Raw genomic sequence first — 22,330 nt, forward strand, 5'->3', positions numbered from 1 at the left:
CCGTGTCCCAGCAGACCCGGCGAAGGGGTCACTCCGCGGCAAACGCCAAGGGGTGACCCCTTTTTCGTGCCCCGAACAATCCCTCGTAGCCCAATCGGTAGAGGCACCGGACCTAGATTCCGGGAAGGTGCGAGTTCGAATCTCGTCGAGGGAACGACGCCGACGCCCCGCCGTCGGCAACGGCCGCCTGCGGAGTGCGGGCCGCGACCTCAACCGAATTTCAGTCCGTGGCCTCCGGCGGCGGCTCGTCGCCACCACCGCGAATGGTCCACAGCAGGCCCTCCAGCTCGTCCGGCTTGATGAGCACGTCGCGTGCCTTGGAGCCCTCGCTCGGCCCGACCACGCCGCGGGTTTCCATCAGGTCCATCAGGCGGCCCGCCTTGGCGAAGCCGACGCGCAGCTTGCGCTGCAGCATCGAGGTGGAACCGAACTGCGAGGTGACCACCAGTTCCACCGCCTGGATGAAGACCTCGAGGTCGTCGCCGATATCGGGATCGACGTCCTTCTTCTCGCCCGCCTTCGCCGCGGTGACGCCCTCTTGGTACTCGGGCTCGGCCTGGTTCTTGGCGAAGTCGACGACGGCGTGGATCTCCTCGTCGCTGATGAACGCGCCCTGCAGGCGGGTCGGCTTGTTCGCGCCCATCGGCAGGAACAACCCGTCGCCCATGCCGATCAACTTCTCCGCGCCCGGCTGGTCCAGGATGACCCGCGAGTCCGTCAACGACGACGTGGCGAACGCCAATCGGGACGGCACGTTGGTCTTGATCAAACCGGTGACCACGTCGACCGAGGGTCGCTGGGTGGCCAGCACCAGGTGGATGCCCGCGGCACGCGCCTTCTGGGTGATCCGCACGATCGCGTCCTCGACGTCGCGCGGCGCGGTCATCATCAGGTCGGCGAGCTCGTCGACGATGGCGAGGATGTACGGGTAGGGCCGGTAGACCCGTTCGCTGCCGAGCGGGGCGGTGATCGCGCCCGACTTCACCTTCTTGTTGAAGTCGTCGATGTGGCGAACCTTGTTGGCCTGCATGTCCTGATAGCGCTGCTCCATCTCCTCCACCAGCCAGGCCAGCGCGGCCGCGGCCTTCTTCGGCTGGGTGATGATCGGCGTGATCAGGTGCGGAATGCCTTCGTACGGGGTGAGTTCCACCATCTTCGGGTCGATCAGGATCATCCTGACCTCCTCCGGGGTGGCCCGGTGCAGCAGCGAGACCAGCATCGAGTTCACGAAGCTGGACTTACCGGAGCCGGTGGAACCGGCCACCAGCAGGTGCGGCATCTTGGCCAGGTTCGCCGCGAGGTAGTCGCCCTCGATGTTCTTGCCGAGGCCGATCACCAAGGGGTGGTGGTCGTTTCGGGTCGACGGCGCCTTGAGCACGTCGGCGAGGCGGACCAGCTCACGGTCGGCGTTGGGCACCTCGATGCCGACCGCGGACTTGCCGGGGATCGGCGCGAGCAACCGAACGTTCTCCGTGGCAACGGCATAGGCGATGTTGCGGGCCAGCGCGGTGATCTTCTCGACCTTCACACCGGGGCCGAGCTCGACCTCGTAGCGGGTGACCGTCGGGCCGCGCACGAAACCGGTGACCGCGGCGTCGATCTTGAACTGCACCAGCACCTCGGTGATCGCCTCGATCATCGATTCGTTGGCGGCACTGCGCTTCTTGGGCGGATCGCCATCGGTCAGCAGGCTCAGCGGCGGCAGTGTGTAATCGCCCTCGACCTCGCGGTCGGTGACGAACTCCAGTTGCTTCGGCGGCGGCGGGGTCTGGTCCTCGACCTCGACCACCTTGGCCGGGCGCTGCTTCTTCGGCTTGGGCGCGGCCTGCGGCTCCTCGGTGACGATCGGCTTCGCGTCCCGCAGCGGGGGTTCGCCGAGCACCTCGGTCACCGCGTCGGCGGCGCCGAATTCGTCGGCGGGATAGTTCTCGGCGGGTGTGCGGCCGCGCCGCTTCGACCGGGTCGGGTGCAGCGGGAAGCCGTCCGCGTCGTACTTCGCCGGATCGTATTCGCCGTCGTACTCGGCGTATTCGTCGCCGCCGCTGCCGGTGCCGAAGTACGCGCGCAGCCGAGCGGGCACCTCGCGGACCGTCGTCCCGGTGAGCAGCAGCACGCCGAACACAATGGCCAGCAACAGAATCGGCACCGACAGCCAGGCGGTGAGGCCATCGGTGAGCGGGCCGCCGACGACGAAGCCGACGAAGCCGGCGGCGTGCGCGCGCCCGTGCGAATCGGTCGGTGCGCCCGCGAGGACGTGCCACAGCCCGAGCACCGACAGGCCGACCAGCAGCCCGCCCAGCACCAGGCGCGGGCGGATCTCCGGGTGCGGTTCGGTGCGCATGAGCACGACCGCGATGGCGGTCGCCACGAACGGCAGCCCCGCCGAGGCGGAACCGGAGACGGCGCGGATGGCCTCGCCGACCCAGTGCCCCACCGGACCACCGGCCGAGAGCCACACCGCGGCGGCGATCACCGCGCTCAGCGCGATCAGGGCCAGCGCGATCCCGTCGCGGCGGTGCCCGTGCTCGATCTCGCCCGCCCGGCTGACCGCCCTGGTGGTGGCGCCGAGGCCGCGCGCGAGCATGTTCCAGCCGCTGCTGATCCCGCGGCTGAACACCGCGAGCGGGGCCGTGTTCGACGGGCGCCGGGCCGGTCGGCGGGCGGGTTGCCTGCGCCCGCGCGCCGCCGCCGTGCCGCGGGGTGTCGCCGAGCGGGAACGTGCCGTGCTGGTCCTGCCCCGTGCCGATCCCGCCCGCGCCCGAGTAGTCGTGGTGCTGCGGGACTTACCTGCCATGGGTCAAGGCTAGCCGCAAACGCCCCATCCAGACCATCCGCAACACTGGTACCCCACGCCACAACGGCACGTAACTGTGCGGATGCCCAGGTCGACGGGGATGCCGAGCCGCCGGACACCACCCCCGCTCAGCGCCCGGTCCGCGTGTCGAATACCCCTACTCGCCGCAGATCAACAGGCTGCGCTCGAACCCGAGCCGCCCAAGCACCGGAGGGACCTCGACACCGGGCCGAGCCCGATCGACACCGCCCGGCCCACACCGGGCCGCGCGAATCGGCACAGTACCCCTCGAACAGAGCAACGCCGCCCGATCAGAACAGAGCCGAGCCCGATCGGCCGAACGGTGCGATCAGAAGGAGCGATCCAAGTCCAGGACGGCGCGCACCGCGTCCGGGTCGCCGGTCGTTTCCAGCCGGACCTCGTCGCGGCCGAAGGCGTGCAGCAGCAGTTCCGCGGGTTCGCCGGTCAAGCGCACCTCACCACCGGATTTGGCGCCGGCCACCGCCCACTTGCCGTCCGGCGTGGCGAGCACGACCCGCACCGGCGCCTTGCGGTAGGACCGAACGGCCATGCGGCGCACCAGCGCCCACAGCGCGTCCGCGTCGGCGGCGGACAGCACCCGCGGCACCCAGCCGGGGGTGGCGCGGCGCACGTCCTCGTGGTGCACGAACATCTCCGCCAGATTCGCGATCGCGTCCACCGGGCGCAGCGGGGACCACCACGGTGGCCCGGTGCGCACCTCGTCGAGCAACTCTGGGAACGGCTTGCGCGCCACCTTCGCCTGCACACCGTCGAGATATCCGGCCAACGGCGGCAACAGGATGCCCGGCGCCGCGTCCGGCCTGCGTTCGCGCACGACCAGGTGCGCGGCCAGATCGCGCACCGTCCACGAGCCGCACAGCGTCGGCGCCTCCGGTCCGGCGGCCACCATCGCCTGCACGAGTTGCTGCCGTTCCCGTTGCGCCATACTCATCGGTCGACCATACCGACCCGGATCACGCCCCGGGGGCGGCCGCTGCGAACCCTCGACACGCGCGCCCCGATTTCTTGGGTAGCGCAATGAGTGTCCGCTATGTACCTTGTCACTCGGTCCATCGGGTCGTGGACTCTTGAAACGAAGAAGGGCAAATTCCCTGTGAAGAAGTTTCTTACTGGTGCGGCCGTGATCGCGGCGACAGGTTGCGCGCTGGCTATCAGCGCGCCCGCCGCGCAAGCCAAGCCGTACAACTACGGTGCGATCGCGTTGTCGACGTCGACCGGGCTGATCGGGTATTCCTACGACTACCCGGATTCCTCGTCCGCGCAAGCGCGGGCGGTGCGCAGCTGCGGGGCGCGCGACTGCGAGACGGTGGTGTGGTTCGCCAATGGGTGTGGGGCCGTCGCATATTCGAACCGGACCGGCAATTACAGCTGGGCGTACGCCGCCTCGCGCCGGTCCGCGCAAAGCAAGGCGTTGTCCTACAACAATTCCGACGCCTATGTCGTGCACTGGAACTGCACGTCCAACCACGGCTGATTCAGGGGAGAATATCGTGAAGCATCGCAGTTTCCGCACCGCCGTGGCCGTTGTGCTGGCCGCCGCCGCGTGCACGCTGACCGCCTGTGCCTCGGGTAACGACGACAAGAAGGACGCGTCGCCGAGCACCAGCGCCAACGCCGACACCCAGCCGGGGGAACTACAGGGCGGCAGCGACAAGGGTGAGAAGGAGACCGGCGCCGCGCCGACCACACCGTCCTCGCCCGCGCTGGCCAAGCCGTCGGTGCAGCAGCTCAACGACCGCCTCACCAAGGCGTTCGATCCGGCCGTGCCGAACAAGGAGAAGATCAGCTGGATCCAGGCCGCCGAGCAGGATCCGTACCTGGTCGCGAACCTGGTCGACGCCGCGAAGAAGCAGGACGTCAAGGTCGAGGTCACCAACGTCGGGGAACCGCAGGACGGCAAGCTGAAGGCCGACGCCAAGGTCACCATCGGCGGCTCGCCGGTCGACGACGCGTTCATCTCCTTCGTCTCCGAGGGCGGCGAATGGAAGGTCGACCACACCTTCGCCTGCAACATCGTCAAGAGCGCGAAGATCGAATCCGCGGCCTGCCAGGAATGAGCTAGTCCACGACGAAAAGCGCCGACTGCCTTGGCAGCCGGCGCTTTTCGGTATTCGGGGTCAGACGCCGATGACGGTGGGCACGATCATCGGGCGACGGCGGTAGGTGTCGGCCACCCACCGGCCGACCACGCGCCGCACGCTCTGCGCGATGCGATGCGTGTCGGTGACGCCCTCGGTGGCCAGGCGCAGCAGCTCGGCCTCGACGAGCTGGGCCGCGTCGGCCAGCGCCGTCGGATCGTCGGAGAAGCCGCGCCCGCTGAGCTCGGGCGGGCTGACCGCCTTACCGGTGGTCTCGTCGATCGCGACGGTGATCGAGATGAAGCCGCCCTCGCCGAGCACCAGACGATCCGACAGCGTCGACTCGCCGACATCGCCGACCGAAAGCCCGTCGACGTACACGTGCCCGACCGGCACCCGACCGACGATGCTGGCGATGCCGTCGACCAGATCGACCACCACGCCGTCCTCGGCGAGCATGACGCGGTCCTCCGGCACGCCGGTCGCGATGGCCAGCGCGGCATTGGCGCGCAGGTGCCGCCATTCGCCGTGCACCGGCATCGCGTTCGTCGGGCGCACCGCGTTGTAGAGGTAGAGCAGCTCGCCGGCGGACGCGTGCCCGGAGACGTGCACCTTGGCGTTCTGCTGCGTGATGACCGTGGCGCCGAGCCGGGCCAGGCCGTTCACCACCGCGAACACCGAGTTCTCGTTGCCTGGGATGAGCGAGGAGGCCAGCACCACCAGATCGTCCTGGCGGATGTTGATCTGCCGGTGATCCCCGCGCGCCATCCGGGACAGCGCCGAGAGCGGCTCACCCTGCGAGCCCGTGGAGATCAGCACCAGCCGGTCGCCGGGCAGCGTCGCGGCCTGGTCGAGTTCGACGACGATGTTGTCCGGCACGGTCAGATAGCCCAGGTCCTGCGCGATCTGCATGTTGCGGACCATCGAGCGGCCGACGAAACACACCCGCCTGCCATACTTCTGCGCGACGTCGACCACCTGCTGGATGCGGTGCACGTGACTGGCGAACGACGCGACGATCACCCGATTGCGCGCCTTGCCGATCACCGTGTCGAGCACGCCGCCGATCTCGCGTTCCGGCGTGACGAACCCGGGCACCTCGGCATTGGTGGAGTCCACCAGGAACAGGTCGACGCCCTCGTCACCGAGCCGGGAGAAGCCGGCCAGGTCGGTGAGCCTGCCGTCGAGCGGCAGCTGGTCGAGCTTGATGTCACCGGTGTGCAACGCGACGCCGGCCGGGGTGCGGATGGCGACGGCCAGCGCGTCCGGGATGGAGTGGTTGACCGCGAAGAACTCGCAGGCGAACGGCCCGTGATCGGTGTGCTGCCCCTCGGCCACCTCGACCAGCTTGGGCTGTTGCCGGTGTTCGCGACACTTGGCCGCGACCAGCGCGAGGGTGAACTTCGAGCCGACCACCGGGATGTCGGCGCGCAGCCGCAACAGGAACGGCACCGCGCCGATGTGGTCCTCGTGGCCGTGGGTGAGCACGACGGCGACGACGTCGGCCATCCGGTGCTCGATGGGCCGGAAATCGGGCAGGATCAGGTCCACGCCCGGCTGCTGGTCCTCGGGGAACAGCACACCGCAGTCGACGATGAGCAGCTTGCCGCCGTACTCGAAAACGGTCATGTTGCGGCCGATTTCGCCGATACCGCCGAGCGCGAAGACGCGCAGGCCGTTCTTGGGCAGCTTCGGCGGGGTGCCGAGCCGGTCGTGCGCGGGTGTGACGGCGCGCGGATCCTGCTGCGGCACGGACTGATCGCCGCGACCGCGACCCGACTGCTGGCGACCGCGACCGGACTTCTTGCCCTGCTGCGCGTGCTGCGCCGCCTCGCCCCTGGCCGCCTTCTTCGGCGCCGTCGTCTTCTTCGACTGCACCGCGGCCGAACGCTCGGTCCGTTCGGCGTTCGCGGTGCGCACGGACTTCTCGGTGCGCTCGGCGACCACCTCGGTCACCTCGACGACCTCGGTGACTTGCGGCGCGGCGGCGGGCTTTTCGGCGGGCGCGGGCGGCGGTACCGGCGCGGGCGCGCCCGCGGCCCGGCTTGCGGTCCGACGCGGACGACGAGCTAGCGGTTCACTCATGCGAGCACCCCCGCCGCCCGCAGATCAGCGGCAAGGACCTCGAGTTGTTCCGGTGACGGCATCAATTGCGGCAATCGGGGCTCTCCTACGTCGATGCCGAGCAGGTGCAGCCCGGCTTTGCTCATCGCGACGCCGCCGAGGCGGAACATCGCGGCGTTCAGCGGCACCAGGCTCGCGTTGATCTCACGGGCGCGCACCACATCACCGGCGGTGTAGGCGGTCAGCAGCTCGCGCAGCCGCTCGGGCACGAGATGCCCGATGACGCTGATGAATCCGGTCGCGCCGACCGAGAGCCAGGGCAGGTTCAGCGTGTCGTCGCCGGAGTAGAAGGCCAGGTCGGTGTTCGCGATCAGATCGGTGCCCGCGTTGATATCGCCCTTGGCATCCTTCACCGCGACGATGCGCGGATGCTCGGCCAGGCGGCGCAGCGTGTCGGTGGCGATCGGCACCACCGAGCGCGGCGGAATGTCGTACAGGGTGACCGGCAGGTCGGTGGCGTCGGCGACCGCGGTGAAGTGCGCGAGCAGACCCTCCTGCGAGGGGCGCGAGTAATACGGCGTGACGACCAGCAGACCGTGCGCGCCGGCCCGTTGCGCGTTGCGCGCCAGTTCGATCGAGTGGGCGGTGTCGTAGGTGCCCGCGCCCGCGATCACGGTGGCGCGCGTGCCGACCGCGTCGACCACGGCGCGCAGCAGATCCGCCTTCTCCGATTCGGTGGTGGTCGGCGATTCGCCGGTGGTCCCCGAGATCGCGAGCAGATCCACGCCGCGATCGATCAGGTGGGCGGCGAGGGCGACGCCGGCATCGACGTCGAGTTTGCCGTCAGCGCTGAACGGGGTCACCATCGCGACGCCCACGGTGCCGGACGCCCGCAGCTGTGCTTGACTCTCGGCGCTCTCTGCCCCTCCGTGGCTACGCACGCTGCCGCCTCCCGGCGGCACGCTCGCACCGCGTGTTTGCGTCGAATTACCGTTCGTCATGGTCAGAAAGGCTACCCGGTCGGGATAACGCCCTCGACACCGTCGCCTCCGAACTGACCGGCCAGTCGGATGACCTACCCCCAGCGCGTCATCGTGATGTCATCCCGTTCCTTGCATGACATCAAATATGACGTCACACTGATGTCATGGATCTGAACACCTACACCGCCCGCCTGCGCTCGGACCTGATCGCGGCCGCCGCCCTCGGCGACGAGAAAACCCAGGCCACCGCGGCGGCGTTAGCCGCGGCGACGGAGAGCTCGGCGCGGCTGGTGTTGCTCGCCGCCCTGTCCGACCTCGCCGCCGAGATCAGCGCCGAACTGGGCGACCGCAGCGTGCACGTCTCCTTCGACGGCACCGACGCCAAGGTCGACCTGCGCAAGACCGCGAGCGCCGACGAGCACCCCACCTTCGAGGAGATGACCGGCGACATCAGCCGCGTCACGCTGCGCCTCGTCGAACAGGTGAAGTCGCGCGCCGAGGAAGCCGCCGCGCAGAGCGGCCAATCGCTCAACTCCTGGCTGTCCAGCGCGGTGTCGGGCGCGCTGCGCGACCAGATGCGCGGCTACGGCGGCAAGCGCGACTGACCGGGGAGGCACTAGAGCAGCGGCGCGAGGTTGCCCCGGTCGCCGATGACCACCTTGTCCAGCTCGAGCCAGTCGGCCATGTCCCGCAACGCCTCGGTGAGCGCGAACGCGGTCGCCGGGGTGTCGTGGCCGGGCTCGGCGAAGGCGGCCGGGACGGAAAGGCGCCCGGCCGCGCGTTCGGCGCGCAGGTCGACCCTGCCGACGAGCGCACCGTTCAACAGGAACGGGAAGACGTAATAGCCGTGCACCCGTTTGGGTTCCGGGGTGTAGATCTCGATCCGATAGTGGAAGTCGAAGAGCCGTTCGGTGCGCGGACGGAAGAAGATCAGCGGATCGAACGGGCACAGCAGGGCCGAACCCTCGATCCGGCGCGGCATCGCGGCGCCCGCCCGCAGATAGGCGGGCTTGTCCCAACCCTGCACCTCGACCTCGATCAGCTCGCCCGCGTCGATCAGGTCGGCGATGGCGGGCTCGGTCTGCCTGCGGTGCAGCCGGTAGTAGTCGCGCAGGTCGGCCTCGGTGCCGATGCCGTGCGCGGTCGCCGCGTGCAGCACCAGCTCGCGCACCGCGTCCTGTTCGGAAACGGTGCGGGCCAGGACATCCGGCGGGAGCACCCGCTCGGCCAGGTCGTAGTGCCTGGCGAAACCGACGCGCTTGCCCACCGACAACTCCCCCGCCGCGAACAACTGCTCGCAGATCATCTTTGTGTCGCTGAGGTTCCACCAGGAGCCCTTGGGCCGCGGCTTGTCGAGTTCGAGATGCCGTTCCACCTCGCCGGCGGTGCACGCGCCCGCCTCCCGGATCACGTCCAGGATGTCGCGCCCGAGCGTCGGATTACGCTCGACCACCTTGCGCACGCCCGCCCAGCGCCCCCGCGCGAATTGCGCCATCCGCCAGCGCATCAACGGCCAGTCCTGCACGGGCAGCAGTGCCGCCTCGTGCGCCCAGTACTCCACCAGCCGCCGCGGCCTGCGCGCGCTGTCCTGCCATGCCGCCTCGTCGAGCAGCGACCGGTCGTAGGCGCCGATCCGGCTGAACACCGGCGCGTAGTGCGCGCGCACCACCGCCGACACCGAATCCAGTTGCAGCACTTGCGTTTTGTCCAGCACGCCGAGCACAGTGCGGCGGGTGGCCCTGGCCGGCTTGCGCGCCGCGAATCCCTGCGCGCCCAGCGCGATGCGCCGAGCCGACTCGGCACTGATCTTCCGCATATCCGAACAATGCCACGCGCCACCGACAAACTTCGCGGGCGGCGCGACCGGCCCTAGGTGGAGACCTTGATGCTGCCCGCGGCGTCGATCTCGGTGCGGCGGTCCCGGTCCGGCGCGTTGGCGAGGATGGTGGCCAGGATGCGCCTGCCCATGGGCAGCACCCGCACGGTGACCGAGCCCGCGTTCGCGGCGTCCAATTCCTTGGTCGCGGCCTCGATCACCTGCTGGCGGACCCAGCGCGGCACCCCGGCGAAACCACCGTCGTCGAGCAGCACCACCTCGACCCCGCGCGAGCGGGCGCCGCGCGCCGCGCTACTCAGTTCGTCGGTGACCAGCTGCGGGGCGCGCAGTCCGTCCCGCAGTTCGGCCTCGAGCAGCCTGCACTGCTCGCGTTCGGCGGCGGTGAGCTCGATCCCGTCGGCGATGCGTTCCAGGATGGGCCGGGCGACCTTGTCGAGCCGGGCCAGCTGACGATCGCGTTCGCCGTTCTCGGCGGCCATGGTCGCCTCGGCGGCGGCACGCATCGTCGATTCCTCGCGCAACAGCCGCAGCGATCGCTGGGTGGGCCGCATGATCACCGCGAACAGCGACACCCCGGCCACCGTTGAGATGGGCACGATCGACCCGGCGATCACCCCGCCGCGCACGCCGTTGAGCACGCCGACCGTCGCGATCACGACCGCGACGCCGCCGACCCCGAGCCAGGCCGCACCGAGCCTGCCGCGCAATACCAGCACCGCGAGCACATAGGACGAGGCGAACGCGGTCCACACCTGCTTGGACCAGTTCTGCTCGACCTCGAACGAGGTGAGCAGGGTCGCCAGCGGGCCGGACGCGGCCACGAACAGCGTCGCAGGCCACGGCAGCGGATCCACCGGGATCACCAGCACCAGCACGCCCGCCGCGGCCAGCAGCGCCAGCGCCGCGGCGGCCGGAATCAACGGCGACTCACTGAAATTGCGCACCATGTAGAGCACGATCGTGGCCTGCAGGATCAGCAGGAACAGTCCCGCCGCCGGATCCCGCAGCCCGAGCAGATCGCGCAGGCCGAATTCGGCGTCGGTGTCAGCCATCGCTGCCCCACACCAGGGTCACCGTGGTGCCCTCGCCCGGCTGTGATTCCACGAAGCCCGCGCCACCGGCGAGCTGACGCATCCGGCCCAGGATGCTCACCGAGATGCCGAGCCGGTCGGCGGGCACCTCGCTCATGTCGAATCCCGCGCCGTCGTCCCGGAATACCACCCGGATGCCGCCCGCGCTGATGGTCACCGTCACCGTGCGCTGCACCTCGCGACCGGGCACGGTGGCGTGGCGCAGGCTGTTGCGCACCGCCTCGGTGAGCGCGGCGGCGATGGTGCCCGCCGCGTCGACCGGCAGCCGCAGATCGTCGATGCCGGACCAGCGCCGCGCGGTGAAGCGGACGCCCGCGTTCACCTCGTGCACGGCCGACCGCAGGAAGCCGATGGCCGACTGCGCGTCCAGCCGATTCGGTTCCACCTCGCCGACCCGGCATTCGTCGAGCCGTTCGAGGGTCTGCTCGGCCTGCCTGCGCAGCACCGGCGAATCGGTGCCCGCGCGGGAGGCGTCGAGCAGTGTGGAGAGCACGGCGTCGTGGATCAGCGCGGCGAAGCGGGCCCGCTCCCGGTCCCGTGCGGCGGCACCGGCGACGGCGGCGGCCCGCCTGCTCTCGATCGCCGATTCCCGATCCACCCGTTCCGCCGCGGCCTTGGCGTAGATGGCGCACCACAGGAACAGCGCGCACAGGCCGGCCGCGCGGACGAAGTCACCCGCCCACACCAGCGGCGTCACCTGCGGCACCACCAGCCCGTTCGACAGCGCCGCCACCGCGGAGCCGACCACCAGGTAGCCGACCGCGAGCAGCGGCCGCCAGGCGAGCACGGCCGCGAGCACGCCGAGCGCGAGCACCCGGTACAGCCACACCGAGCTCACCTCGGGCGCGGGATGCGGATACGAGAGCGGGATGACCACCAGCGCCGCAAGGAAACTCACCGCGGCGGCCCCGGCCACCAGCTGGATCAGCTGCCTGCTCAGGCTGAGCGACACCACGGCGAGCACCGGGAACAGCGCGAAGGCGAGCACCATCGTGACGATGGTCCAGCCGGCATCGAGATACGGGCGCTGCCCCGCGATCTCGGGCAACTCCACCACCGCGACGATCACGCCCGCGATACCGATCGCCAGCCCGAAGCGCCGCAGGATGCGGTCGGACGCGCCCTCGTACGTGCCCTGTCTGGACGCCGCCACGATGCCACGGCGCCAACGACTCGGGCCGGATCGGCCGAGCGACACAGAGCGGGATTTCGTCGAGGTGTCCAGCATGCTGGACACGGTCATGTGCGGGAGTTCCGCTCGGGCACCGGTAGCCACCCGTCCTCCACCGCCCGCTTGTACAGGTCGGTCTTGGTCGGCGCCGGGCGTCCCGCGTCGGCGTACTTCTGCCGAATCCGACCGAGATAGTCGTTGACCGTCTGCTCGGACAGTCCGGTCAATCGCGCGACGCGCGAGGCCTTCTCGCCGGAGGCGTACAGCGTGAGCACCTCTTCCTGCCGCGGGCTCAGGCCCACGTCGGACAGCTGCGGGTCGCCGTCGATGGCGGCGGCCCAGTCGGTGGTCACCACCTGTTCCCCCGAGGCCGCGCGGCGCACGGCCGCGACCACGGTCTGCACGTCCTCGGACTTGCGCACCACGCCGAGCACGCCGGCCCGCGCCGCGGACCGCACCAGGAACGCGTTGTCGGCGCCGGTGAAGATCAGCACCTCGATGCCCCGGTCGCGCAGGGTGCGCACGTTGTCCTCCGGGTTCGACCCGTCGGCAAGTCGCAGATCGAGCACGACCAGGTCGAGTTGCGGCAAATTCTGGGCGGCGGCCAGCAGCTCCGGAACCGTGCCTGCGGTCAGCACCAAATCGAGATCGGTTTCCGGCGCCAGCATGGCGGCCAGTCCGATCGCGACTGATTCGTGGTCCTCGACCACTCCGATCCGGCGCGGTGCGTTTTCGCCCCCTTCGGCCAACGTCACCTGAAATTCTCCATTCCCGAGCAAACTCGTTCACTTCCCCACCGCGACAACGTTCTGTCAGTATGCAGGGCCAGCGCACGGAATGGTCAGACACTAGAAATCGGGGCCGCTTTCGCGTCGGCTACCGGCAGCCATTGTCACGACCAGTTACTTCACGGAAAAAATCTGTCATACGTCCATAAGCTGGGCGGCAATGGTCGCGCCCAGTTCCCAGCAGCGCCGCAGCTCGTCCTTTCCCGGTGGCCCCGAGACGATTACGGCCGCGGCGGCAAGTGTCCAGCCCAGTCCGGTGGTGATACTCATCACGCCGCGTTCGGCGCCTTCGGCGCCTTCGTTGCCGTGTACATAGAAACCGAACGGCCTCCCCCGAGTGGAATCCAGGCACGGATAATAGAACGTGTCGAAGGCGTGTTTCAGCGCGCCCGACATATATCCAAGGTTCGCCGGAGTGCCGAGCAGGTAGCCGTCGGCCGCGAGCACATCCGAAGCGGTCACCCCCAGCGCGGCCCGGCGCACCACCTCGACCCCCTCGATCTCCGGGTCGGTCGCGCCGGACACCACCGCCTCGAACATCGCCTGGGTGTGCGGGGACGGCGTGTGATGAACGATCAGTAACTGCGGCACCCGCCGAGCCTAACCGCGTCGGCCTAGCCCGACTGTTCGCGTTCGAGTCGTTCCAGCGCTACCGCGCGGCGCATGGTGTCGCGGGCGCGCCCGCGGTCCCCGGCGTAGTCGTACGCGCGAGCCAGCCGGTAGGAGACCCGCCAGTTATCCGGATCGGCCTCCCATTCGGCCTTGACCTGGTTGAACAGTTCGTCGGCGGCGGCGCGTTCGATGCGACCGGAGGGACGGCGGGGCAGCTCGCTGATGTCGAGCTCGCGCCCCTCCTCGTGCATGCGGCGGGCCAGATGCTGATGGGCCAGCGCGGCGCGCACGGTGGCGGTGACGATCCAGACGCCGACCAGCGGCAGGATCAGCACGCCGACACCGATGAGGATCGCGGCGATCTCACCGGAAGCGATGAGGCTGAACGCGATTCGGCCGAGCAGCACGAAGTAGAAGACCAGGACGACGACCAGGACCGCGAGGAACGCGACGACCTTGACCACGTCGCGGTTCTGCTTGTCCCCGTCGGCGCTCACAGGTCGAGGAAGGGGTCGAGGCCGACGGTCAGGCCGGGCCGACCGGCGATCTCGCGCACACCGAGCAGCACGCCCGGTGCGAACGACGAGCGGTCGATGGAGTCGTGCCGGATGGTGAGCGTCTCCCCCTGGGTGCCGAACAGCACCTCTTGATGCGCGACGAGTCCGGCCAGGCGCACCGAGTGCACCCGGACCCCGTCGACGTCGGCGCCGCGCGCGCCATCGAGCTCGGTGCTGGTGGCGTCGGGGCCGCGGCCGACGCCCGCCTTGTCCCGGGCCGCGGCGATCAGGCCGGCGGTGCGGTAGGCGGTGCCCGACGGCGCGTCGGCCTTGTTCGGGTGGTGCAGCTCGATGACCTCGACCGACTCGAAGAACCGCGCGGCCTGCTCGGCGAAGCGCATGGACAGCACGGCGCCGATGGCGAAGTTGGGGGCGATCAGCACGCCGGTCTCGGGCCGGTCGGCGAGCCAGCCGCGCACCGCGTCGAGGCGGGCCGCGTCGAATCCGGTGGTGCCGACCACCGCGTGGATGCCGTTGCGCACCAAGAACTCCAGGTTGCCCATCACCACGTCGGGGTGAGTGAAGTCGACGACAACCTCCGTGTTCGCGGCGGTGAAGGCGTCGAGCGAATCGTCCTTGTCGACGGCCGCGACCAGCTCCAGGTCGTCGGCCGCTTCCACGGCCGCACAGATGGCCTGTCCGACTTTGCCACGCGCTCCCAGCACTCCGACCCGAATGGTCACCACATCTCCTCAGTCCCTTGGCGTCACCGTCAGCCTATCGACCTGGTCACCGCTCCGGTCGGCTGACCTCCACGCTTCGCATTGCCACATGCGCATGTTCGACTTATTCCCCACGGTCCCAGGATGACCTCGATCCAGGAACTCCGGCACCGCGGAAGTCTTCGCGATCGCGGGTGACAACCGCGAGTCCGTGCGCCTCAGCGGTCGCCACGATCAGCGCGTCCAGCCGAGTCATCAATCCCGGAGCCGCGCGGGCGCTGCGTCAGACATGTTGGCTGCCATCTTCTGCAACACCCACAGCGTCTCGGCGAACTGCGTCTCGCTGACGCCCTCGGTCATCGCACGACGGCGGGCCCGGATCCGAGTCCAGGCCCGCGAGTGGATGTTTCGACCGACTTCGGTCAGCGCGAGCATGCCCGCGTCGGCGACCACCGAGCCCGCCGCGACCAGCGCGGCGACCTCGGCGTCCCACTCGGCGGCGTCGGTCAGGAACGCGTCGAGAGCCGCCCGCACCTCGCCCGCCCGCTGTGGCCCGTCGGCCAGCGCGTGCAGGATCTGCCAGTGCCTGCGGCTCAGCCCGCCCGCCGCGAGATCCTCCTCGAAACGCTCGGTGATCAGGCGATCGAGTTCGACGAGCCAGTACCCGATCCGGCGCTGTACCGCCATCGCTCCTCCAAAATATGCTCAATGACAACTACATGTACTATTACATGCAAATCGAGCACGCGGAAGACACGGAAGCAGCAGCGATGGACGAGAACGACGAGGTCACCGCGACCGTCGAAGCCGCGATGGTCCGCATCCGGCGCAGACAGACCAGGGGCGCGCTGGCGAGCGCGGCCACCGTCCCGGTCGCCGTGTTCCGCGTGCTGGACGCCGTGGCCACCGCGCCGACCGTGACGAGCCTGGCCGCCGCGCTCGGCGTGGATCAGCCGCGCGCGAGCCGGCTGGTGGCGCAAGCGGTTTCCCTCGGCCTGCTGGAGCGCACCGCCGATCAGCACGACGGCCGCCGCTGCGTGCTGTGCCTCACCGCCGCCGGTGCGCGATCGATCGCCGCCGCCCAGACGGGCCGCCGCACCGCGATGGCCGCGGCCATGGCCGACTGGACCGCCGCCGAGCGCGCCGAATTCGCCCGGCTGCTAAACCGTTTCGTCGACGCACTGGACGGCTAGCCACTGTCTCAAAGGCCCGGCCGGACGTATCCGCGGCTCAGTTCGTCACCCGGCAAGACGACAATGCGGCGAGGACCGTGGAGGGGACTTGAACCGGGCTTAGGGCGGTATCGGCTCGTCGTCAGTACTGCCAAGCGACGAGCTGAATCGCGCAGGCCGCCGCCGGACTTCGGCGCCGACCCGATCCACGTGGCGCCTAGTCGAAGACGATGACCTGGCGCAGGGCGTGACCTGCGGCCAATTCGTCCATGGCGCGGTTGATCTCGTCGAGGCCGATGTGCGCGGAGACCAGCCGTTCGACCGGCAGCCTGCCCGCCCGCCACATGTCCACGTAGGCGGGGATGTCGCGGGCTGGAACGGCGGACCCGAGGTAGCTGCCGACGATCGAACGCCCCTGGGCGACCAAGCCGAGCGGGGAGATGGTGGCGCGCGCGTCCGGCGCGGGCAGTCCGACGGTGACCGTGGTGCCGCCGGGAGCCGTTGCCGCGACCGCGGTTTCGAAGGCGCGGATGTTGCCCGCGGCCTCCACCACGATCTCGGCCTGCACGCCGAGCTCGGCCAGCTGCGCGGGGGTGTATACCGCCGTCGCGCCCAATTCCTTGGCGAGACCGAGCTTTTCGGGCACGGTGTCGACCGCGATCACCTCGTGCCCTGCGGCCGCGAGCGACACCGCGACGAGCACCGCCGCCATGCCGACACCGCCGAGCCCGACCACCATGATCCGGTCACCCGGCCCCGGCTTCGCCGAATTGAGCAGTGCGCCACCGCCGGTCAGCACCGCGCAGCCGAGCACGGCGGCCACCTCCGGCGGCACGTCGTCGTCCACCGGAACCACCGAGCGACGATCCACCACCGCGTGCGTGGCGAAGGCGGACACACCGAGATGGTGATGCACCTGCGCACCGTCACGATGCAGCCGGCGCCCGCCGCCGAGCAGCTCGCCCGCGTTGTTGGCGACGCTGCCCGGCACGCACGGCGTGCGCCCGTCGGTCGCACAGCCCGCACAGTCACCGCAGCGCGGCAGGAAGGTCATCACCACGCGCTGTCCGACCGCGAGGTCGCTGTCCCCCGGGCCGATCGCCTCGACCCGGCCCGCCGCCTCGTGCCCGAGCAGCATCGGCACCGGACGCACCCGATTGCCGTCCACCACCGACAGATCCGAATGGCACAACCCGGCCGCCTCGATCCGCACCAGCAGCTCCCCAGGGCCCGGCGCATCGAGTTCCAACTCGCCGACCCGGATGGGCGCCGACTCGGCGAACGGCACCGGCGCCGCGATCTGCTCCAAGACCGCCCCACGAATCCTCATGCCGCCGACGCTACCGCCCGCACTGTCCCAGGCACAGCCCCCGACGGCCGATCATCGGACCCGCCCGGCCACCGCGGTGGCCCGGTACAGCAACCATTCGAGCGGGCCGCGGGCGAAGAATCGGGCCCACCAGTAGGCGAACAGCAGGATCAGCGCGCTGATCCTGAGCAGCGCGGGCAGGCTGTCCGCGGGCAGCGTGTCGAAGCCGAGGACGGCCACGGCGACGATGTGGAACACGTAGGCGGTCAACGACATAGCGCCGACCGCGACCAGCGGCGCGGCCATCCGGCGCACCCACCGCCACCGGTCGACCGCCAGCACACAGGCGATCAGGACCGCCATCGCCACGCCGGTGCTCGCGACGATCGACAGCGTGGTCTCGCTGTGCGGCGCCGCCACCAGCTGCTCGCGCCAGCCCGGTTGCACCTCGGTCAGGTCCGACCACGACGCGTTCATGAACCCGGTGGGGCGCACCGCGCCCGGCACCAGCGACAGCGCGACCGCCGAAGCCCCGTAACCCACCACCGCGAGCGCGATTCCGAGGGCAAGCACTCGGCGCCGAATCACTCGATCGGCCAGGTCGAGCCGGGCCACCGCCATACCGGCGACCACGAACGGCAGCCAGGTCAGCGCCGGATAGGTACCGGTGAACAGCAACCCGATCAGCCCGCCCGAACTGCCGACCGGGTCGCCGCGGCCGCTGGCCCAGGCGAACGGATCGATGCGGTCGACCGCGTCGAACCAGCCGGGGCGCGCGTCGGTCATCGGAAACCAGATCTGCGGCGATACCAGCGCGCCGAGCGCCGCGAGCGCGGCCAGCCGCGCGGCATTCCATCGGGACAGCGGCAGTGCCAGCAGGAAGTACAACCCGTAGCAGGCGAGGATCACCTCGACCGGCGTCTGGAGCGCGGTCAGCGCGGTGCCGACGACCAGCAGGATGCCCGCCCGGATCAGCACCCGCACCACGGCCTGGCGACGGTCGCGCCCGGTCTTGGGCACGCGCCGCCCGGTGATCAGCACGATCGAGAACCCGGCGAGAAAGGCGAACAACGCCGACGAGCGCCCGTGCGTCAACTCCACGACGAACCCGATGACCCCGCCGTTGCTCGGCAACGGCCCCAGGTGTGCCGCGAACATCCCGAGCACCGCGAGGCCGCGAGCCAGATCGACCCCGACCAGGCGTCCCCCGGCCTGCCGATCCACCGCGACCGCTACATCCGTAACGCGCGCCACCCCGCCCCACCCCCGCTCACATGTCCCCGCCCCGCGCACTCCCGCGACGACCCGATCGGCCACAGCGAACGCGGCCGAAAAGGAATTGTATGCCACGGTTTTCAGCTTCGAGGACGATCACCGCGCCGGGTATCCGGCACCCGGCCGGAGCAGTCCGCCGCTCGACCGTGCCGCGGCGCCGATCGGCTGGTCCACCCCCGCCGTGCGGCTGGGCACCGGGGCCGTCCACAGCCCGGTGAACAGGGCAGATCTAGGCTCGCAGCAGGTGGCAACGACGGCGAAAAGGGTGCAAGCGAATGATTCGGGTGGTGGTCGTCGACGACGAGGCCCTGGTGCGCTCCGGATTCGAGCTGATCCTCAACGCCGCGGCCGATATCGAGGTGGTCGCGACGGCGACCGGGTCGGCGGCGGTGGCGGCGGTCGAGCGGGAACGCCCCGATGTCGTACTGCTCGACATCAGGATGCCCGATGTCGACGGGCTCGCGGTGCTGCGGCTGCTGCGCGCGCTGCCAGAAGCCCCGGTGGTGGCGATGCTGACCACCTTCGACACCGACGACTACATCCTGTCCGCATTGCGTTCGGGCGCAGCGGGTTTCGTGCTCAAAGATACCGAGCCCGAGCAGCTCGCCCAGCTGACGCGCACGCTCGCGGCGGGCGGTGTCGTGCTGTCCCCGAAGGCATCCGCGGCGCTGTTGCGCAATGCCGAACCGGCCACCACGGCCGAGTTCGACGCCGAGGCCGCGCGCGTACAACGGCTGACCGACCGCGAACGCGCCGTGCTGGTCGAGCTGGCCTCCGGCCTGTCCAACGCCGAGATCGGCCAGCAGATCCACCTCAGCGTCGGCACGGTGAAAGACCATGTCAGCGCGATCTTCACCAAGCTGCGGGTGAGCAGCCGGGTGCAGGCGGCCCTGCTCGCCCAGCGCGCGGGTCTGCTGCCGTGAAGCGGATCAATCCCTGGTTGGCCGATCTCACCCTGGTCGCGCTCGCCGCGGCCGATGTGTACGTCGACGGCGAGGCCACCACCGTCGGCACGCGGGTCGCGGGCCTCGTCGCGTGCGCGGGCCTGCTGCTGCGCCGGCGTTCGCCGCTGGTGTCGTTTCTGCTCACCCTGCCCGTGAGCCTGCTGCTCGCCCCGCTCGTCGCGCCCGCGGTCGCGCTGTACACGCTGGCCGAAGCCACGAAGACACGCGCACTGCCGCTGTGCGCCGCCCTGGCCACCGCGATCACCGCGTCCCTTCCCTGGCCGGACGCGGACAATTACCGGACGCCGGACACCCTCGTCTCGCTCGTCTACTCGCTGGCCTGGGCCGGTGCGCCGGTGCTGCTCGGCCAGTTGATGCGCACCCGGCGCGAGTTGTCCACCCGGCTCTCCGAGATCGAGGCGGCCCGCGACCACGAGCGGCTGCTGCACGCCCAGGCGGTGCTGGCGCGTGAGCGCGCCCAGATCGGCCGGGAAATGCACGATGTCGTCGCCCATCAGGTCAGCCTGATCGCGGTGAGCGCGGGCGCCCTGCAGGTCGCCACCACCGACGCGGCCGCGGCCGAAACGGCGCGCACCATCCGCAGGCTCAGCGTGGACACCCTCGACGAACTGCGCCACATGGTCACCCTGCTGCGCGCCGCAGGCGGGCAGGGCACCGAGCTGACCCCGCAGCCCACCCTCGCCGATCTGCGAAAGCTGCTCGACTCCAGCGGCATTCAGGTCGAGCTGCGCGGCGACCTGCCGCCCGATCTCGGCGCGCCCGCGCAGCGCACCATCTACCGGACGGTGCAGGAGGCACTCACCAACGTCCGCAAGCACGCGCCCGGCGCGACCGCCGAGGTGCGGCTGTGGCACGACACCGATCACCTCGGCGTGACCGTCACCAACACCCGGCCCACCCGGCCCGCGATGACATTGCCCAGCTCGCGCCACGGGCTGGTCGGCCTCGGCGAGCGCGCCGAACTGCTCGGCGGCACCTTCACCTCTGGACCGCGCGCCGAGGGCGGCTATCGCGCCGAACTGCGCCTGCCGCGCTGAGACCGCTCGAGCGCGCTGGGCGATCGAGCCGAAACATGGCCTGCGTCACGGGATACTGGCGAGATCGCGGCTGTTCTTGCTAGCGTCGTCGACCGTGACGGTGCTCCCGTTGGCCGCCTTGTACCGAGCCCGGGGTCGGGACCGTCACGACACAAGGAGAAATCCACTGTCAGTACAGTTCAATCACACCATTGTCGGCTGCCGGGACAACCGCGTGACCGCGGAATTCTGGGCCGACATCCTGGGTACCGAACTCGGCGCCGAATGGGGCCCGTTCATCCCACTTCCGCTGGAAAACAAGGTGACCTTCGACTTCGCGAGCGTGCCACCGCACGTCACCGAAATAGCGCCCCAGCACTACGCCTTCTTGATCAGCGAGGCCGAATTCGATGCGGCCTATGACAAGATCCGGCGTTACAAGCTGGAGCACTGGGCCGATCCCCGGCAACAGGGCGTCAACGAGATCAACCACAACGACGGTGGTCGCGGGGTCTACTTCCTGGACCCGAACGGCCACTTCATGGAATTGATCACGGTGCCGTACGGCGGCTGGCCGAGCTAGCGGCACGTGGGCGGCGTCCGCACCGGGCGCCGCCCACCGCCCGCGCGGTATCCCTTTTTACTCATTTCTACCGATGCGCTCGAATTCGCCTGCACCGGTTTGTTTTTCGAGTTCGGCGTGCCTGGTCCGGCGACTGCGTATTCTCGATATGTCCGGAAGGCCTTGTGTCTTCTTGTATTTGCGATATGCGAGTGTGCCATGCCAACTGCGGTACAGAATTTGATCGTGCTCGGCGACAGTTTGTCCGACATCGGAAACAAGCGCGAAGCGCCGACCGGTTTGTTCGCCCGCGCGCTGAAGGCGATGCGGACAAACGAGATCGGCCGCTTCAGCGACGGGAAGAACTGGACCGACTTCCTGATCGAGTGGACCGGCGCGGACACCCTGGTCCGTGCCGACAAGGACACGACCGAGAGCGCGACCCTGCCGCACCGCAGCCTGACCACCCGCTCGATGCTGCTGAAGACCGACACCAACGCCAATCCCCCGTTGTTCTATGCCAATTACGCCGAAGGCGGCGCGATCGCCGCCTCGGACTGGAAGCCCAAGGCCGGGGCGCTGGGCTATCTGAAGGACGAGGTCGAGGCGTACCTGGCGGCGCGCCGCGCGCTGGGCGCCCACTTTCGCGGGCACACCCTGCACATCATCTGGATCGGCTTGAACGACATCGTCACCGCCGAACGCGGCGAGGGGCTGGTGATGGGTGACCGGGAGGTCTATCGGGTCGGGCGCTTCGAGTCGAACAAGGACGGCACCGGCATCACGCCCATCATCGAGGAGATCAAGGGCCTCGTCGACAGCATCGCCAATGCCTCCGGCACTCGCGACCAGGAGCATTTCCTGCTGATCGACCTGCCGAGCCCGACCATCTCGATCCGCTTCCTCGATCAGATCGCCGACGGCAAGCGCGAGAAGGTGGACAAATTCGAGGCGAACACCGTGCGCTTCAACGACCAGCTGGACTACATCGCCACGCACTGGCCGGCGCGCGCCGATGACGCGGGCCCTGGCGCGAACCGGGACAACATCACGCTGGTCCGGATGAACGCGTGGATGAAGTTCGTCGCCGACAACCAGGAGGCGTTCGACCTGAAGGGTTTCGCGCAGCAGCACGGCGTTCCGGTGCGCTATCCGGGGCAGCGCGATCCGGTCGAGCCGGTGTTTCGCCGGTTCCTCACCACCAGCGATCTCGCCCACCCGACCGAGGCGGTCTATCAGCTCATCGCGCGCAAGATCGCCGAGGACCTGCTCACCAAATACACCCTGGGCAAGCTGACCCCGCAGACCTGGCCCGCCCTGCGGCCCTATCCCGGCGTCGTCCCGAGGTGAGG

Annotated in this window: 23 protein-coding genes and 1 tRNA gene; 9 read left to right on the forward strand and 15 right to left on the reverse strand. The window is 69.7% G+C overall.

Annotated elements, in window-relative coordinates; genetic code table 11:
* The first annotated feature begins 79 nt into the window (after nt 1-79).
* Nucleotides 80-154 (forward strand) — tRNA-Leu (locus F5X71_RS24715).
* Nucleotides 155-220: 66 nt separating this feature from the next.
* On the opposite strand, the gene F5X71_RS24720 is transcribed toward F5X71_RS24715, so the two are convergent.
* A complete protein-coding gene (locus tag F5X71_RS24720; RefSeq protein WP_167464177.1) occupies nt 221-2,794 on the reverse strand; it encodes a DNA translocase FtsK in 2,574 nt (857 codons plus the stop codon).
* 349 nt (nt 2,795-3,143) lie between these two features.
* Nucleotides 3,144-3,767 carry a TIGR03085 family metal-binding protein gene (locus F5X71_RS24725; protein WP_167464178.1) on the reverse strand — a complete coding sequence of 208 codons (624 nt, stop codon included), beginning with the start codon at nt 3,765-3,767 and terminating at the stop codon, nt 3,144-3,146.
* A gap of 189 nt (nt 3,768-3,956) precedes the next feature.
* Here F5X71_RS24725 and F5X71_RS24730 point away from each other — a divergent pair, with 189 nt between their 5' ends.
* Together F5X71_RS24730 and F5X71_RS24735 are read left to right on the forward strand one after the other, a co-directional pair.
* Complete coding sequence (locus F5X71_RS24730) at nt 3,957-4,310, forward strand: DUF4189 domain-containing protein (protein WP_238815450.1); 354 nt, start codon at nt 3,957-3,959, stop codon at nt 4,308-4,310.
* A gap of 16 nt (nt 4,311-4,326) precedes the next feature.
* Nucleotides 4,327-4,893, forward strand: a complete 567-nt coding sequence (locus F5X71_RS24735) for a hypothetical protein (RefSeq protein WP_167464180.1) — start codon at nt 4,327-4,329, stop codon at nt 4,891-4,893.
* A gap of 60 nt (nt 4,894-4,953) precedes the next feature.
* Here F5X71_RS24735 and F5X71_RS24740 read toward each other — a convergent pair whose 3' ends face one another.
* Both F5X71_RS24740 and dapA read right to left on the reverse strand, forming a co-directional pair.
* Nucleotides 4,954-6,999, reverse strand: a complete 2,046-nt coding sequence (locus F5X71_RS24740) for a ribonuclease J (RefSeq protein WP_167464181.1) — start codon at nt 6,997-6,999, stop codon at nt 4,954-4,956.
* Nucleotides 6,996-7,844: a 4-hydroxy-tetrahydrodipicolinate synthase gene (gene dapA, locus F5X71_RS24745; protein ID WP_238816034.1), complete on the reverse strand. Its 849-nt coding sequence runs from the start codon at nt 7,842-7,844 to the stop codon at nt 6,996-6,998. The genes F5X71_RS24740 and dapA overlap by 4 nt, the downstream gene beginning before the upstream one ends.
* Before the next feature lie 281 nt (nt 7,845-8,125).
* Here dapA and F5X71_RS24750 point away from each other — a divergent pair, with 281 nt between their 5' ends.
* Nucleotides 8,126-8,566, forward strand: a complete 441-nt coding sequence (locus F5X71_RS24750; protein ID WP_167464183.1) for a hypothetical protein — start codon at nt 8,126-8,128, stop codon at nt 8,564-8,566.
* A gap of 11 nt (nt 8,567-8,577) precedes the next feature.
* Here the strand turns inward: F5X71_RS24750 and F5X71_RS24755 are convergent, their stop codons facing one another.
* The 9 genes from F5X71_RS24755 to F5X71_RS24790 all read right to left on the reverse strand — a co-directional run bounded on the left by F5X71_RS24755 (nt 8,578) and on the right by F5X71_RS24790 (nt 15,366).
* Nucleotides 8,578-9,777, reverse strand: a complete 1,200-nt coding sequence (locus tag F5X71_RS24755) for a winged helix-turn-helix domain-containing protein (RefSeq protein ID WP_167464184.1) — start codon at nt 9,775-9,777, stop codon at nt 8,578-8,580.
* Between the two features lie 53 nt (nt 9,778-9,830).
* Nucleotides 9,831-10,850, reverse strand: coding sequence for a hypothetical protein (locus F5X71_RS24760; protein WP_167464185.1), 1,020 nt, complete (start codon nt 10,848-10,850; stop codon nt 9,831-9,833).
* The gene (locus F5X71_RS24765) at nt 10,843-12,165 is read right to left on the reverse strand and encodes a sensor histidine kinase (RefSeq protein WP_238815451.1); all 1,323 of its coding nucleotides are present in this window, start codon (nt 12,163-12,165) and stop codon (nt 10,843-10,845) included. Before F5X71_RS24765 ends, F5X71_RS24760 begins: the two co-directional genes overlap by 8 nt.
* Nucleotides 12,129-12,815 (reverse strand): response regulator transcription factor, encoded by a 687-nt coding sequence (locus F5X71_RS24770; RefSeq protein WP_167464186.1) that lies wholly within the window; start codon nt 12,813-12,815, stop codon nt 12,129-12,131. Before F5X71_RS24770 ends, F5X71_RS24765 begins: the two co-directional genes overlap by 37 nt.
* Before the next feature lie 168 nt (nt 12,816-12,983).
* Entirely contained in the window at nt 12,984-13,388 is a 405-nt protein-coding gene (locus tag F5X71_RS24775; RefSeq protein ID WP_167466706.1) for a flavodoxin family protein, read from the reverse strand.
* Between the two features lie 74 nt (nt 13,389-13,462).
* Complete coding sequence (locus tag F5X71_RS24780) at nt 13,463-13,957, reverse strand: hypothetical protein (RefSeq protein WP_167464187.1); 495 nt, start codon at nt 13,955-13,957, stop codon at nt 13,463-13,465.
* Nucleotides 13,954-14,700 carry a 4-hydroxy-tetrahydrodipicolinate reductase gene (gene dapB, locus F5X71_RS24785; protein WP_167464188.1) on the reverse strand — a complete coding sequence of 249 codons (747 nt, stop codon included), beginning with the start codon at nt 14,698-14,700 and terminating at the stop codon, nt 13,954-13,956. The genes F5X71_RS24780 and dapB overlap by 4 nt, the downstream gene beginning before the upstream one ends.
* 103 nt (nt 14,701-14,803) lie before the next feature.
* Nucleotides 14,804-14,935 (reverse strand): PIN domain-containing protein, encoded by a 132-nt coding sequence (locus tag F5X71_RS37785; protein WP_428981394.1) that lies wholly within the window; start codon nt 14,933-14,935, stop codon nt 14,804-14,806.
* Nucleotides 14,935-15,366 carry a MarR family transcriptional regulator gene (locus F5X71_RS24790; protein WP_167464189.1) on the reverse strand — a complete coding sequence of 144 codons (432 nt, stop codon included), beginning with the start codon at nt 15,364-15,366 and terminating at the stop codon, nt 14,935-14,937. The genes F5X71_RS37785 and F5X71_RS24790 overlap by 1 nt, the downstream gene beginning before the upstream one ends.
* 83 nt (nt 15,367-15,449) lie before the next feature.
* Here F5X71_RS24790 and F5X71_RS24795 point away from each other — a divergent pair, with 83 nt between their 5' ends.
* Nucleotides 15,450-15,872 carry a MarR family winged helix-turn-helix transcriptional regulator gene (locus F5X71_RS24795; RefSeq protein WP_167464190.1) on the forward strand — a complete coding sequence of 141 codons (423 nt, stop codon included), beginning with the start codon at nt 15,450-15,452 and terminating at the stop codon, nt 15,870-15,872.
* A gap of 196 nt (nt 15,873-16,068) precedes the next feature.
* Here F5X71_RS24795 and F5X71_RS24800 read toward each other — a convergent pair whose 3' ends face one another.
* Both F5X71_RS24800 and F5X71_RS24805 read right to left on the reverse strand, forming a co-directional pair.
* Nucleotides 16,069-17,181: an alcohol dehydrogenase catalytic domain-containing protein gene (locus F5X71_RS24800; RefSeq protein ID WP_167464191.1), complete on the reverse strand. Its 1,113-nt coding sequence runs from the start codon at nt 17,179-17,181 to the stop codon at nt 16,069-16,071.
* 51 nt (nt 17,182-17,232) lie between these two features.
* Nucleotides 17,233-18,414 (reverse strand): DUF418 domain-containing protein, encoded by a 1,182-nt coding sequence (locus F5X71_RS24805; RefSeq protein WP_238815452.1) that lies wholly within the window; start codon nt 18,412-18,414, stop codon nt 17,233-17,235.
* A 296-nt stretch (nt 18,415-18,710) separates the two neighbouring features.
* Between F5X71_RS24805 and F5X71_RS24810 the strand changes: the two genes are divergently transcribed.
* The 4 genes from F5X71_RS24810 (at nt 18,711) to F5X71_RS24825 (ending at nt 22,328) form a co-directional block, all read left to right on the forward strand.
* The gene (locus tag F5X71_RS24810) at nt 18,711-19,358 is read left to right on the forward strand and encodes a response regulator (protein ID WP_167464192.1); all 648 of its coding nucleotides are present in this window, start codon (nt 18,711-18,713) and stop codon (nt 19,356-19,358) included.
* Entirely contained in the window at nt 19,355-20,437 is a 1,083-nt protein-coding gene (locus F5X71_RS24815) for a sensor histidine kinase (RefSeq protein ID WP_167464193.1), read from the forward strand. Before F5X71_RS24810 ends, F5X71_RS24815 begins: the two co-directional genes overlap by 4 nt.
* Nucleotides 20,438-20,603: 166 nt before the next feature.
* On the forward strand, nt 20,604-20,999 hold the full coding sequence (locus F5X71_RS24820) for a VOC family protein (RefSeq protein ID WP_167466708.1): 396 nt from the start codon (nt 20,604-20,606) through the stop codon (nt 20,997-20,999).
* Nucleotides 21,000-21,005: 6 nt separating this feature from the next.
* Nucleotides 21,006-22,328 carry an SGNH/GDSL hydrolase family protein gene (locus F5X71_RS24825; RefSeq protein ID WP_167464194.1) on the forward strand — a complete coding sequence of 441 codons (1,323 nt, stop codon included), beginning with the start codon at nt 21,006-21,008 and terminating at the stop codon, nt 22,326-22,328.
* Nucleotides 22,329-22,330 lie beyond the last annotated feature (2 nt).

Origin of the sequence: Nocardia brasiliensis (assembly GCF_011801125.1) — a bacterium.
GTDB classification, from domain to species: Bacteria; Actinomycetota; Actinomycetes; order Mycobacteriales; family Mycobacteriaceae; genus Nocardia; species Nocardia brasiliensis_C.